This window comes from Brevibacillus nigriterrae, from assembly GCF_049846925.1.
Lineage (GTDB): Bacteria > Bacillota > Bacilli > Brevibacillales > Brevibacillaceae > Brevibacillus_H.
Window position 1 is genome coordinate 41114 of the sequence record NZ_JBNCMT010000027.1, and the last position, 12320, is coordinate 53433.

The window sequence follows — 12320 nt, forward strand, 5'->3', positions numbered from 1 at the left end:
CAACGTTAAAAAAAGAGTTACTATTTGTTTCGTGCTCAAAAATTTCGCATTCGAAATATCTGATGGAAAGAGGGGAATAAATTGACTATCGTTTCATCCATTCGTGATGATCTGAAGAAACTAACCAAACAGTTTAACATAATTACTGGCCATGAGTTAAGCAAATTAGGCATTACTCGCTCTCAAGCTTTTGTTATTCGTGAAATAATTTGTAGCCCGAAAACCATCGGTCAAATCAGTAAAGGAGTCGATTTATCTTACAGCACCACGTCTGGCGTTATCGATCGCCTTGAAAAAAATGGATATGTCCAGCGAATCCGGGATGAGGAAGATCGTCGTGTCGTATGGATCGGAAAAACCGATAAAGTACAAGAATTGGGCGAAAAGCTGACAGAGTTGACTGAGACGTTGTACACACATGTATTCGATGAGCTCTCAGAAGAAGAACTCCAAACCTTCCATAAAACATTGAAACTGTTAACGCAACAATTAGAAAAGAAAGTAGAGGAGATTTCATGAAACGAAAAGGAATTCTCATGACCATCCTGGCACTCTTCCTCGTAGTAGGTGGAGGCGTTGGTTATTATTATTGGTATCAATCTGCCAACTTTATCAAAACAGAGGACGCACGGGTAGCTGGTGATCTTTATCGAGTCTTGCCACGGATGTCCGGTAAAATCTCTTCTGTTGATGTCAAGGAAGGCGATGCAGTCCTTGCAGATCAAATTCTTGGTCAGTTAGACCGCACGACCGTACCATCCAATAACCTGGATTTAAGCCTTCTTCGCTCACCGATTAATGGGACCGTGATCAAAACATTGGTACGCCCAGGTGAAGTAATTACTGTGGGTCAAAACGCTGCATTAGTTGTTGATCTCAAAAAGTTGTATGTCTCAGCCAACATCGAAGAAACCGAAATCGACCGCTTGCGTGTGGGAGAGCCAGTAGATATTACTGTAGATGCTTTCCCTGGCAAGGAGTTGCACGGTCAAATCAGTGAGATTGGACATGCGACGAACTCAACTTTTTCATTAATTCCGGCAATTAATACAAGTGGGAACTTTGTTAAGGTGACGCAACGAATTCCTGTCAAGATCTCCATCAATGATTCACATGAAGTTGACTTGTATCCAGGTATGAATACAGCGATCAAAGTTCATGTGAACGGGAACTAAGGGGGGACAAACAGTATGAGAACGAAATCAATTTTATCCATCGGCATTCTGTCCGCCATGCTGGCAGTATCGGGTTGCACGACACAAGCAAGCGCTCCAATTGATGAAGTTATGACGGTGAATACGGTCACGGCTGGATCGGTTTATCATTCAGGTTTTGTTACGAGTGGTAGAGTAGCACCAAATGAAGAAGTGACGGTCAATTCCAAAATTGGCGGGAAGATTGCCAAAGTACTTGTTGAAGAGGGAGCAGTCGTTAAAAAAGGTGACGTCCTTGCTGAATTGGAATCAAGTGATTATCTTCAACAGGTAAAACAAGCCCAAGCTGGGATAGCTTCTGCGAATGCAAAATTGGCGGATGTGAGAGCTGGTGCAAGACCAGAAGAGATTAATCGGCTGAAAAGTACAGTAGAACAGGCACAGACTGCTTATGAAATTGAACAAAAATCATTTAAACGGTTGCAGGCACTGTTCGGAAGCGGTGCGATTGCCCAAAACGATCTAGACAAAGCTTCTGCTGAATTGGATCGTAAACGTACAGCCGTAGATCAGGCAAGAGCTCAACTCGACCTTGCTCAAGCTGGGCCGACATCCAACTCCGTTGCAGCCTTGGCTTCCGAAGTGGAGCGTTTGCAATCAGGGTTGGCTTTGACACAAGATTCATTAGCAAACACGGTGATTAAGTCACCAATTAACGGAACTGTGGTGAAAAGAAACATCGATTTGGGTGAAGTGATTCAACCGACTACATCGATGATGACAATCGTTACGGTTAGTGATATTCAAATTGTTGCAAACGTGAGCCAAGAGCAAGTACAACACCTGAAAGTAGGATCATCTGTCATTGTATCGACAGGACCTTCCTTCCAACAAACCATCGAAGGAGAAGTTACATTCGTCAGCCCTGTATCTGATGTTGCGACCAACCTTTATCCAATTAAGGTAAAAGTGAAGGAGCATCAAGGAAAATTACGTGGAGGCATGTTGGTAGATTTGCGTTTCTTTGATTCATCCAACAATTTGGAATTGCCTGCTTTTGCTCTGGTAAACAAGGAAGGCAAGCATTTTGTCTTCAAACAGCAAGACAATCAGGTGAAACAAGTAGAAGTTCAAATCAAAGAGATTAACCCAGACTGGGTTGAGGTTACTGCTGGTATCAATAAGGGTGACCAAATCGTAATCAATCCGAGCAATCGACTGAGTGACGGAGCCAAAGTCCAGGTTAGCAACAACTAGGGGGGGCGTACGTGTCTCAACAAGTAGAGAATCAAACAGTGAAAGAAGAGAACAGCTCCCAGAAATGGCTTGCCTTGATTGCGATCATTATGGGAACGTTCGTCAGTGTTCTTAACAATAGTTTAATCAATGTAGCGTTACCAGAACTGGTTACGGTTTTCGGTTCAACGACTGAAGTGATTCAATGGGTACTCACCGGGTTCATGCTTGCTTCTGCCGTTGTTATTCCTTTGAGCGGTTATCTGGGGGATCGCTTTGGTTACAAAAAAGTGTTTCTTGGATCGCTGATCGCCTTTGTGCTCGGATCATTGCTTTGTGGCTTTGCCTGGAATGACACGAGTATTATCATCTTCCGAATTGTCCAAGGGGTTGGCGGGGGATTGATCATGCCAGTCGGTATGGCAATCATCTACATGCTGATTCCACGGCATCAAATCGGAATGGCGTTGGGGATCTGGGGAGTTGCCGCGATGGTCGCTCCAGCAGTCGGCCCAACACTAAGTGGTTATTTGATTGAGTATTTTAGTTGGCGTCTGTTGTTTTTCATGAATGTACCAGTTGGGATCATTTCGGTTATATTCGGTATGATTCTGTTGAAAGAAACACCAATCAAGGAAAATCTCAAGTTTGACTTTCCCGGTGCGATCCTGTCGATTATCGGTTTTGGTACATTGCTTTACGCACTGAGTAAAGGACAGTCAGAGGGCTGGGACTCATTCATGATTGTCAGCTTCCTGATTGTGGCGTTCTTTAGTTTGGTACTCCTCGTGATTGTCGAACTAGGAACCGACCAACCAGTGCTGGATGTGCGGTTTTTCAAAAATCCGATATTCGCAATCAGTACGCTAACATCCGGTTTGGTTATGATCGGGATGTTCGGCGGGGTCTTCCTCGTTCCACTTTATCTGCAAAACATTCAGGGGTTGACTCCGATTGATACCGGATTGCTGCTGATGCCACAGTCCATTGCTATGGCATTCATGATGCCGATCAGCGGCAAGTTGTTTGACAAATTTGGCGTTGTGCCTCTGGGATTAGTCGGGATATCGATTTTGGGCATTACGACTTATGAACTTCACATGCTGACGCAACAAACACCAAATCATTGGTTGAATACGATCCTGACGATTCGCGGTCTGGGGATCGGATTGTGTATGATGCCTCTGACGACTGTTGGTATGGCTACCATCGCAAAAGAACAAGTGGGGCGTGCTTCTTCGGTCTCCAATGTAATCCGTCAGGTTATGGCTTCTTTCGGGATAGCTATTTTGACCACGATCATGACACAACGTCAAAACTACCATGTTGCACAAATTAACGATTCGGTTACCTCTACGAATATTTGGGCGACAGACTTTATCTCAACGCTTACGGGTCTATACGGACAATATGGGGTCGATGCGATAACGGGAAGAGGATTCGCTTCGCAGATTCTGGGTGGCTTAATTGTCAAGGAAGCGGCAGTACGAGCAATCGCAGATACATTCGTTGCTTCAGCCATTCCTGTATTTCTTTGTCTTCCGTTACTGTTTCTTTTGCGCAAAAGAAAAGAATCGGTCTAGACAACTCATCCCACTGTTCCTATACTGATATAGGATGATGGACGATATATATTTATTGGAGTTGACCGATTTTGAATAACCCGCAAGTCTCTGTTGTTGGAACCGTGTTTGTTGATTGTAAAGGTTTTCCTTTTCAAAAGTATGCACCACTTACTCGCAATTTGGGGCGGGTTCAGTTCGTTCATGGGGGTGTAGGGCGAAATGTGGTTGAGAACCTGGCACGCCTTGGTATCTCAACCTCTTTCGTGTCCACCGTCGATGATTCCGCCATGGGTAAAGAAGTGACAGACCGTCTGGATAGTCTGCGAGTTGATACAGCTTTTACCAAACCGTCTCAAGTGAACGGCATGGGGTGGTGGTTGGCGATCTTGAATGAGAACGGAGAATTGGCAGGATCGATTTCCCAGATGCCCGATTTGGCTGTTTTTGAAAATCTCGTAACTGCGCACGGTGAAGAAATCATTGCCAGATCAAGCCACCTCGTACTTGAGATTGATTTGAATATTGAAATCGTTCAACGGGTGCTGGAGTTGACTACAAAGCACAGTATTCCAGTCTACGGTATTCCTGGCAATTTGGATATTGTTTTAAAGCATCGTGAAGTGCTAAGGGGCATGGCTTGTTTTATTTGCAATAACTACGAGGTTGATCTGTTGACTGGAGAGGACTTCTCAGAAAGCACTCTTGAAGAGCAACAAGTGATCCTTGCTGGCTTTGCCAAACAAGCGGGTATTTCCCAAATGATTGCGACTCTTGGTGAAAAAGGCAGTGTGTTTTATGATGCCAACACAGACACTGCAGGATTTCAGCCCGTTTATCCGGTTAAAGTCGCTGATTCGAGTGGTGCAGGGGATTCCTTTTTCTCCGGCGCTGTTGCTGCATTGGTACGTGGTGCTAGTATTCAAGAAGCTGCCTATGTCGGCACAAAAGTTGCTGGCTGGACGATCGAACATGCGGAAAGCACTTGTCCTGTTCTGAATACGAAAGTGGATACAGATGAGAAAGTGAAAGAAATCCTGGGAATAGGCATTCCTAGCTGCACACCATAAAATTTACACGACGTAACACGAAAAAAAGCCCTGATTTGGGCTTTTTCCTTTTATACAAGCTGTTTCGTTACCATAAATACCGATACATCGAACTATCTAGGAGGTTCGTATCAATTGGACAGGTTTGTGAGTCTCTGCCATACTGCCAAATGAGGACATTAGCAGGGCAATTTACTTTTGTTGGAGCGAACGGAGGAGCTTTTTGCTTGGAAGTGACACCTGGGTCAGGCTCTGCACTCCAGAGAATCGCTCGCCTGGACACCATTGGATCACGAGCAGCGGCAGCACAAAAAGCTGCATTGAAGTTACCTGTAACAGGGTCATGATAGATTCCCGGCCGATAACCGCTGGGGAGAAATGTATTCACCCAGCCGCGTATCCAGCCTTCATCCACTTCAAAGAAGCGCTCCACATTGGCAAAGATTACAGTACCTCTCGGGATTCGCAACCGCCTGGCGTGAAAAAGCGTATTTCTTGCAACAATTTGACCATTGGCAAAGCCGACTGCTCTCCTGAAAGCACTGTAGACGGGGAGAATTTTGATTCCTTTTCGATGTAAAAATGATATCTCATTCGTAGTTAACCCATCAGCCGCACCGGGAACTGTTGTAAGATACCGCCCCCAATACGCAGGGACACCATAATTTCTGCGGACACATTCATATATTGTTTCTGTTACTCTTGCTGCCGAATCGACGCCCCACAAAGCAGCCACCATCGTGCACGTCTCCTTTGTACCAAGTTTGGAAGCATCCTATTCTTGCTTTCTGTAGATTTTGTATTATATGTCCGTGGAGACTGAATCGGAGACAAGGCGAATGCCACTATGATATATCGATTTATTCAAAATAAATGTTATTAAAGTGAAAAAAGTGGTAAAATAGTATGAGTTCTAAAGTTTTTATTTTATAAGAATTCATACAAAAAGAATAATTATACGCTATTATAAAAAGAGTTGAAAAAATTTTTAAACCTTTTGGTTTGTAATCCTTACTATGGGGTAAAGCATAGAAGGAGGATTATCGGGTCAAAGTTTCTCATGTCCAGGAACAAGAGAAGAATACAGAAGGCACGGACGGAGCGATGTACATGATTAACCCGAATTATACTTACACAAAGCTTGTCTCGTCACTAGCAAAATTGCGGGAGACTTGGAATGGTGATTCAGAGCTAGAAACACTGTTGCAGACGATAGAAACAGAGTTGCACGAATCGCTGGTTGAGCTATCAGAATTCAAGCGTGTCCTTGATCAATCAACTATTGTTGCCATCACTGACTTATCGGGAGTCATTCTGTATGCGAATGACAAGTTTTGTGAAATATCCAAGTACACAAAAGAAGAATTGATCGGGGAAAATCATCGAATGCTTAACTCCGGCTATCATGATCGATCTTTCTTTAAAAACATGTGGGCTACGATTAGTGATGGAAAAATATGGAGTGACGAACTTAAGAATAAAGCAAAGGATGGATCGTATTACTGGGTCAAGACGACCATCATCCCTTTGTTAGATAAACATGGGAAGCCGTATCAATACATATCACTCAGAACGGACATTACCAAAGGAAAAATTGTAGAAGAAAAATACCGGGAATCGTTGCGCTACGAGTTTGAGAGCACAATCGATGCCATTCATAATTTTGTCTATAAATTGAAATGTTGTGAAGATGGCTCTTATAAATATACTCTTTTCAAGGGTGGACTAGCACGTGAATTAGAGCTTTACTCTGAAAATACGGTTGGTAAAACGCCAAACGAAGTGTTTGATTCAGAAACAGCTCAAAATCTGAATAAGTCATACAAACAGGCATTCTCTGGGGAGAGTGTTACGTTTACCTTTCAGTACAAAGGCGGTTCCTATCATACAACGCTGTCTCCGATCGAGGTGAACGGAGTTGTTGTTGAAGTTGTTGGATCAGTTAGCGATATAACGGACCTAATTAAGGCTGAGTCGCTTATTTTTCATATGGCCTATCATGATCCGTTAACCAACCTGATGAATCGACGAAAATTCATCGAAAATTTGTCGCAAGCGATTGAACATGCCGAGGCCAATCATGAGAAAGTTGCCGTCATGTTCCTTGATCTGGATCGGTTCAAACAAATTAATGATTCATTAGGGCATTCTGTAGGTGATAAGCTTCTGACTGCTGTGACCCATCGGTTGCAAAATGAAGTCCTGGTTAATCAGAATTGTTCCTTGTATCGAGTAGGGGGAGATGAATTTATCATTCTCGTGCCCGATGTCAAGGATGAAGTCGAAATATCGTGTTTGGCAAAAAAAATACTTGCTTTGTTTACGGGAGCTCTTTATCTGGATGAGCAAGAGTTTTTTATTACAGCGAGCGTCGGTATCAGCTTGTATCCTGAAAATGGTACGAACGGTGAAGAGCTGATGAAAAATGCGGATACTGCCATGTATTATGCCAAAAACCATGGCAGGAATACCTTTAAACTATACACACCAGAGATGAATGCCAAATATAACGAGCACCTTATGTTAGAGGTTGAGCTTCGTAAAGCAATCAAGAATAATGAATTGTATTTGGTATACCAACCGAAAGTTGATATTCGAACAGGGGAAATGGTCGGCATGGAAGCTCTCCTTCGCTGGAACCATGCTACTCTTGGGTACGTATCTCCTGCAACCTTTATCCCGATTGCTGAAGAAACAGGTTTTATTGTCACACTGGGTGAATGGGTTCTGCATACCGCTTGCTTGCAAAACAAAAAGTGGATTGACGAAGGATATGAGCCGATGCGTATCAGTGTGAACGTATCTGCACTTCAATTTCAACGTGTGAACTTTATTGAGACAGTGAGACGGGTGATCCAGTCAACCGGGATTGACCCAAATTATGTTGAGCTTGAAATTACCGAAAACAGTATCATGGACAATACAGAAGAATGTATTGAAACACTAGCCAAGGTGCGTGAACTTGGTATTACCATTTCCATCGACGATTTCGGGACAGGCTATTCTTCACTGAGTTATTTGAAGCGTTTTCCCATAAACACGCTCAAAATCGATCAGTCTTTTGTAAGAGATGTGATGGCAGACCCGGATGATGTAGCTATTGTCAAGGCCATCATTAATCTTGCTCATAACCTGAATCTCCAAGTAATTGCAGAAGGTGTGGAAACGCAGGAAGTATTTGATTTTCTGTGTGATCAGCAATGTGACCAAATTCAAGGGTACTATATTAGCATGCCATTAACCGTGGATGATTTCAGAGACCTGTTAGAAAAACAACTGAAAAAGCAGTCTAAGAGTATACAAAATTAGCCAAAATTGAGATAATACAGAAAAAGAACCTCGTGGATTTGGAAGAGGTTCTTTTTTTACTATGACTTATTGAAAACAGGGAGAGTTGGGGCCATGAACAAAAAATATTTTACGGTAGAAGAGGCGAATCAACTTTTACCGTTTTTACAGGCTGAATTGGAGTCACTACAAGGCATTCAAAAAGAGTTTTACAAAACATATCAGGAATTGCAGCAAGTACGTGTGCGCTCCAAACAGGAAAAGGAAACAACGGACGTAGAAGCAAAAAAGTTCGAACTGGAGTGCAGATTGGAGTTCATGCAAATTGAATATGACATGCATGTGAAGTCTATTCTTTCCACAGGTGTACATGTGAAGGATGTTGATTTGGGATTAATTGATTTTCCCTCTACATTCCAGGGAGAGGAAGTCCTGCTTTGCTGGAGACAGGGAGAATCAATGGTGACTCACTACCACTCGCTTGAAGAAGGATTTGCTGGGCGGAAAAAGATTAGGGAATAATTACATAGGAACACTTACTCTCGCTCATCCTAGTACAGTAACCGAGTTCATGAAAAAAGGGAGCGAGAAAGAGCTATGAAGTATCGATTGATTTGGCTTTTGTTAGTCGTACTTGTTGCAGGGAGTATAGGATCAAGTACTGTTACGGCTCAAACGACGTACGATACATATATCGTGCAACCAGGCGACAGCTTGTGGAAAATTGCCGTGAAATATCAGGTCGGACTGGATGAAATCATTGCTGCCAATCCTCAATTTCCCAATCCACGACTCATTTATCCGAATGACAGAGTCAAGGTGCCGTTGATCACTGCTGTCAAATCAATTGAAGCAGAAGTCGTACGGTTGGTAAATGCGGAACGTCAAAAAAATGGACTCCGTCCTCTTGTGATAAACTGGGAGGTTTCACGAGTTGCCAGGTACAAATCAGCCGATATGAGGGATAAAAATTATTTTTCCCATACTTCTCCTACGTATGGATCTCCATTCGATATGCTGAGACATTTTGGAATTACCTATCGAGCGGCCGGGGAGAATATTGCTGCAGGACAAACGACTGCCTCACAAGTGATGCAAGGATGGATGAATAGCGCAGGACACCGCCAAAATATCCTCAATCCCACCTTTACCCAAATTGGTGTCGGATATGCTTCTGGAGGAAGTTATCGGTATTATTGGACTCAGATGTTTATAACCAAGTAGGATTTACTGTAGGCTATTTTTGGAGCGCTTCCGTCTTGATGCGGAGGCGCTTTTAACTGACCTACTACTCTGGTATGCTGATATGTGGAAAGGATGATACCGTTGCAAATCATCATATACGATCTAGAAACAACCTATACCTATCAAAAAGGGCAAATTCCAGAAGTAGTCGAAATCGGAGCAGTGAAAATTGATCCAGACCTCCGTCAAATCGTGGATTCTTTCCAATGCTATGTTTTTCCACAAATTCGGGGCAGATTCGATAAACGGACACGTTCTTTTATCGGGATGAGCGTAGAGGAAGTAGAGAATGCCATTTCGTTTCAACAATCAATCCAAGCGTTACTTGAATGGATGGGTGACGACTATTATTTCTGTGCGTGGGGACCTGATGACAAGCGGATTCTTCTGGAACATTGTATTCGATTCGGCATGCCCTATGATTGGTTGAAAAATACAAACAATATTCAAACAGGGATTTCCAAATTACTTGGTCCAAACAATCAGATGGGACTATCGAAGGCATTGGATATTGCGAATATTGAGGTGGAAGGCAGGTTGCACAGTGCGATTGTTGATGCAATCAACACTGCCAAGTTGTTTCTCTTGTACTCTGATCAAGTTCCGTTAGAAACAAATCAACCCCCATCGTTTGTGGGGGAGAGTTGTTCGTTAGTGAGAATTTGTCGAGGCTGCAAAAAAGAAAAGTCATACAGGCAATTCCGCTTGCGCAAAGGCTACTGTCGTCGCTGCGAGTCGAGATGGCGTGCTACGCATCACGTTTCGCAATCTCCTCAGTAACCACGAAGGCGAGGTCTTCGTTACCAAATAAAGAGAGGACGCCAAGGAGTGTCTCGTCGGGGATGTCACCGGATTCCTCTTTTGATACGGTAAGCTCGAGTACTTGTTTCAAGTGTACATTCTCTGGTTGGGCAGGGTATGCTCGGTGGTATAATTCCTGAGGATCGAGGCCATGATTCACACACCATTGAGCGAATACAAGAATCATCATTCCCTCGTCTCGCTGGTACTGTTCTATGATTCTTTGTTCCAGTTCTTTTTGACTCACTGTTGTTCTCCTTTTGCCAGGTAGCGTTTGGCACCATAGTACGGATATAGTTTGTGCATATTTGCTACTTTTTCATAACGCACTTCAGACCCGTTGGCATGTACAATCATGCCATCTCCCATATACATAGCGACATGAGAAATTTTGCCTTTGTTCAACGAATCATAGAACAAGAGGTCACCTGGCAGCAATTGATCAAGAGAAACCTCCTGACCAATCGTAAATTGTTCTTCAGATGTGCGAGGAAGTGCAATTCCTAATTGTTGAAATACATACAAAGTAAAGCCGCTGCAATCAAAGCCGTCTGGAGTAGAGCCACCGGAGACATAACGGGTGTTGAGCAATGGCTGTACAATGGATTGAAGTGTAGATAAGTCAGCATCCGTTGCTGTGAATTGGACAGCGGGGTAGGTGATGTAAGGAGTAGCTACGTATGCTTCTTTTCCGTTATATGTAATTTTGCTCCATTCAGCGCCGATTTCAACAATATCAATTAATGTGCCCCAAGACAATTTTCCTACGATTTCACTACTCGTAGATGGAGTTGCTCGGACATTCAATGAGGGGACAGAAACACTTGCCTGCTTTGCTTGAGAAGCTTGATCGAGGGCAGGCAAATCAGAAGGTTGTCCTACAGAAGAGGTTCTTACTTGTTGTTCTACAGAAGAGGCTGTTACTGGCTGTTTTACCGGTTGATTGGGTATCTGCTGCGAGGCAGTTGGATTCGCACCCGAATTAGCAGGAAGTTGAAGCACTTGACCGATTTGCAATTTGTCCGTTGCCAAATGGTTGATGGCAATCAACTCTTGTACAGAAGTCTGGTAGGTTTTGGCGATTTTATATAAACTGTCGCCTTGTGCAACAGTATATGTAGTTGTTGCAGGTTGGGAAGCTGCATATGTAGATGTTGGTAATAATAGCGTGAGTAACAGACTGCAACAAATCATTCGATAGTTTGTATTGTTCATATAGTTTCACCACGGCTCGATTGATAGATGATAAATAGTACAAGTAAATTTTACCTGATTACTAGACTAGAATCTATCAAAAATCCACAAATAAGCAGATAGTCCGACACTTTTTGCCTAAGAGTTGTAATAAAAGAAACTGGATATACTACTATGGAACCATATGGAGAAAGGCAGTGACCAACATGTCCAAGAACAAAAATATCAATATTCATCAGGAGAGTTCAAAAGGGAAAGCTGCAGAAGTGACAGAGCGTTCCAATAAACAGAACGGAAACAAGGGTACTCATAATAACCAAGGTTAGGTTCTAGACCAGTGTTAGGATACATACACATACTTCGAGGTGAGTGGGTATGTGTATGGAAACAAAATTGGCACGTTATTATGAATTGAAAGCCTTGAAGAAACAGATGGACGAAGAATTGGACAACTTGCGCCAGCAGATCCTGGACGAACATCCTGAACCGACAAAACTAGACGTAGGAGAGTACCAATTAAAGGTATCCTTTCAGGAGAAAAGGGAATTCGATGACAGCAAACTATACAATGCATTGCCGGACCCTAGTATCTGGAGATTGCTCTCCAAGGTGGACACATCCAAGGTAACCAGTTTGCTCAAGCTAAATATCATCACGGAAGATTTACTTTCCAATACGTATGAAATTAAAAAAGTTCCCTATGTACAAGTGCAAAAGCTGTAGGGAAAAAAAGAGCACGCATGGGTGCTCTTTTTTCTGTAAAAAGTGAAAGACCTCAACACTTCCCCGCC

General features: G+C 43.1%; 13 protein-coding genes. 10 read left to right on the forward strand and 3 right to left on the reverse strand.

The features are described from left to right. The first annotated feature begins 81 nt into the window (after window positions 1–81). From ACPW7N_RS18855 to ACPW7N_RS18875, 5 genes are all read left to right on the forward strand, one after another. The gene (locus tag ACPW7N_RS18855) at window positions 82–519 is read left to right on the forward strand and encodes a MarR family winged helix-turn-helix transcriptional regulator (protein WP_425652645.1); all 438 of its coding nucleotides are present in this window, start codon (window positions 82–84) and stop codon (window positions 517–519) included. After that, window positions 516–1175: an efflux RND transporter periplasmic adaptor subunit gene (locus ACPW7N_RS18860; protein WP_425652646.1), complete on the forward strand. Its 660-nt coding sequence runs from the start codon at window positions 516–518 to the stop codon at window positions 1173–1175. Before ACPW7N_RS18855 ends, ACPW7N_RS18860 begins: the two co-directional genes overlap by 4 nt. Before the next feature lie 15 nt (window positions 1176–1190). Continuing rightward, window positions 1191–2411: an efflux RND transporter periplasmic adaptor subunit gene (locus ACPW7N_RS18865; protein ID WP_425652647.1), complete on the forward strand. Its 1221-nt coding sequence runs from the start codon at window positions 1191–1193 to the stop codon at window positions 2409–2411. Between the two features lie 11 nt (window positions 2412–2422). Further along, complete coding sequence (locus ACPW7N_RS18870; RefSeq protein ID WP_425652648.1) at window positions 2423–3973, forward strand: DHA2 family efflux MFS transporter permease subunit; 1551 nt, start codon at window positions 2423–2425, stop codon at window positions 3971–3973. Window positions 3974–4044: 71 nt separating this feature from the next. Beyond that, window positions 4045–5022 carry a PfkB family carbohydrate kinase gene (locus ACPW7N_RS18875; protein ID WP_425652649.1) on the forward strand — a complete coding sequence of 326 codons (978 nt, stop codon included), beginning with the start codon at window positions 4045–4047 and terminating at the stop codon, window positions 5020–5022. Window positions 5023–5089: 67 nt separating this feature from the next. Here ACPW7N_RS18875 and ACPW7N_RS18880 read toward each other — a convergent pair whose 3' ends face one another. Beyond that, window positions 5090–5740, reverse strand: a complete 651-nt coding sequence (locus ACPW7N_RS18880; RefSeq protein ID WP_425652650.1) for a glycoside hydrolase domain-containing protein — start codon at window positions 5738–5740, stop codon at window positions 5090–5092. A 371-nt stretch (window positions 5741–6111) separates the two neighbouring features. Between ACPW7N_RS18880 and ACPW7N_RS18885 the strand changes: the two genes are divergently transcribed. From ACPW7N_RS18885 to ACPW7N_RS18900, 4 genes are all read left to right on the forward strand, one after another. Next, window positions 6112–8310, forward strand: coding sequence for a sensor domain-containing protein (locus tag ACPW7N_RS18885; RefSeq protein ID WP_425652651.1), 2199 nt, complete (start codon window positions 6112–6114; stop codon window positions 8308–8310). 93 nt (window positions 8311–8403) lie between these two features. After that, the gene (locus tag ACPW7N_RS18890; protein WP_425652652.1) at window positions 8404–8811 is read left to right on the forward strand and encodes a DUF2203 domain-containing protein; all 408 of its coding nucleotides are present in this window, start codon (window positions 8404–8406) and stop codon (window positions 8809–8811) included. 75 nt (window positions 8812–8886) lie between these two features. Beyond that, window positions 8887–9513 (forward strand): SafA/ExsA family spore coat assembly protein, encoded by a 627-nt coding sequence (gene safA, locus ACPW7N_RS18895; RefSeq protein WP_425652653.1) that lies wholly within the window; start codon window positions 8887–8889, stop codon window positions 9511–9513. A 102-nt stretch (window positions 9514–9615) separates the two neighbouring features. Continuing rightward, window positions 9616–10314 carry a 3'-5' exonuclease gene (locus tag ACPW7N_RS18900; protein WP_425652654.1) on the forward strand — a complete coding sequence of 233 codons (699 nt, stop codon included), beginning with the start codon at window positions 9616–9618 and terminating at the stop codon, window positions 10312–10314. Here ACPW7N_RS18900 and ACPW7N_RS18905 read toward each other — a convergent pair. Together ACPW7N_RS18905 and ACPW7N_RS18910 are read right to left on the reverse strand one after the other, a co-directional pair. Beyond that, window positions 10283–10582 carry a hypothetical protein gene (locus ACPW7N_RS18905; RefSeq protein WP_425652655.1) on the reverse strand — a complete coding sequence of 100 codons (300 nt, stop codon included), beginning with the start codon at window positions 10580–10582 and terminating at the stop codon, window positions 10283–10285. The two genes, ACPW7N_RS18900 and ACPW7N_RS18905, sit on opposite strands and share 32 nt — an antisense overlap. After that, entirely contained in the window at window positions 10579–11550 is a 972-nt protein-coding gene (locus tag ACPW7N_RS18910; protein WP_425652656.1) for a C40 family peptidase, read from the reverse strand. The genes ACPW7N_RS18905 and ACPW7N_RS18910 overlap by 4 nt, the downstream gene beginning before the upstream one ends. A gap of 360 nt (window positions 11551–11910) precedes the next feature. Between ACPW7N_RS18910 and ACPW7N_RS18915 the strand changes: the two genes are divergently transcribed. Then, entirely contained in the window at window positions 11911–12252 is a 342-nt protein-coding gene (locus ACPW7N_RS18915) for a hypothetical protein (protein WP_425652657.1), read from the forward strand. Window positions 12253–12320 lie beyond the last annotated feature (68 nt).

Coding starts and splice junctions, on each gene's coding strand:
- ACPW7N_RS18860 (WP_425652646.1), top strand. CDS start 516: ATGAAACGAAAAGGAATTCTCATGACCATCCTGGCACTCTTCCTCGTA.
- ACPW7N_RS18865 (WP_425652647.1), top strand. CDS start 1,191: ATGAGAACGAAATCAATTTTATCCATCGGCATTCTGTCCGCCATGCTG.
- ACPW7N_RS18880 (WP_425652650.1), bottom strand. CDS start 5,740: ATGGTGGCTGCTTTGTGGGGCGTCGATTCGGCAGCAAGAGTAACAGAA.
- ACPW7N_RS18885 (WP_425652651.1), top strand. CDS start 6,112: ATGATTAACCCGAATTATACTTACACAAAGCTTGTCTCGTCACTAGCA.
- ACPW7N_RS18890 (WP_425652652.1), top strand. CDS start 8,404: ATGAACAAAAAATATTTTACGGTAGAAGAGGCGAATCAACTTTTACCG.
- safA (WP_425652653.1), top strand. CDS start 8,887: ATGAAGTATCGATTGATTTGGCTTTTGTTAGTCGTACTTGTTGCAGGG.
- ACPW7N_RS18910 (WP_425652656.1), bottom strand. CDS start 11,550: ATGAACAATACAAACTATCGAATGATTTGTTGCAGTCTGTTACTCACG.
- ACPW7N_RS18915 (WP_425652657.1), top strand. CDS start 11,911: ATGGAAACAAAATTGGCACGTTATTATGAATTGAAAGCCTTGAAGAAA.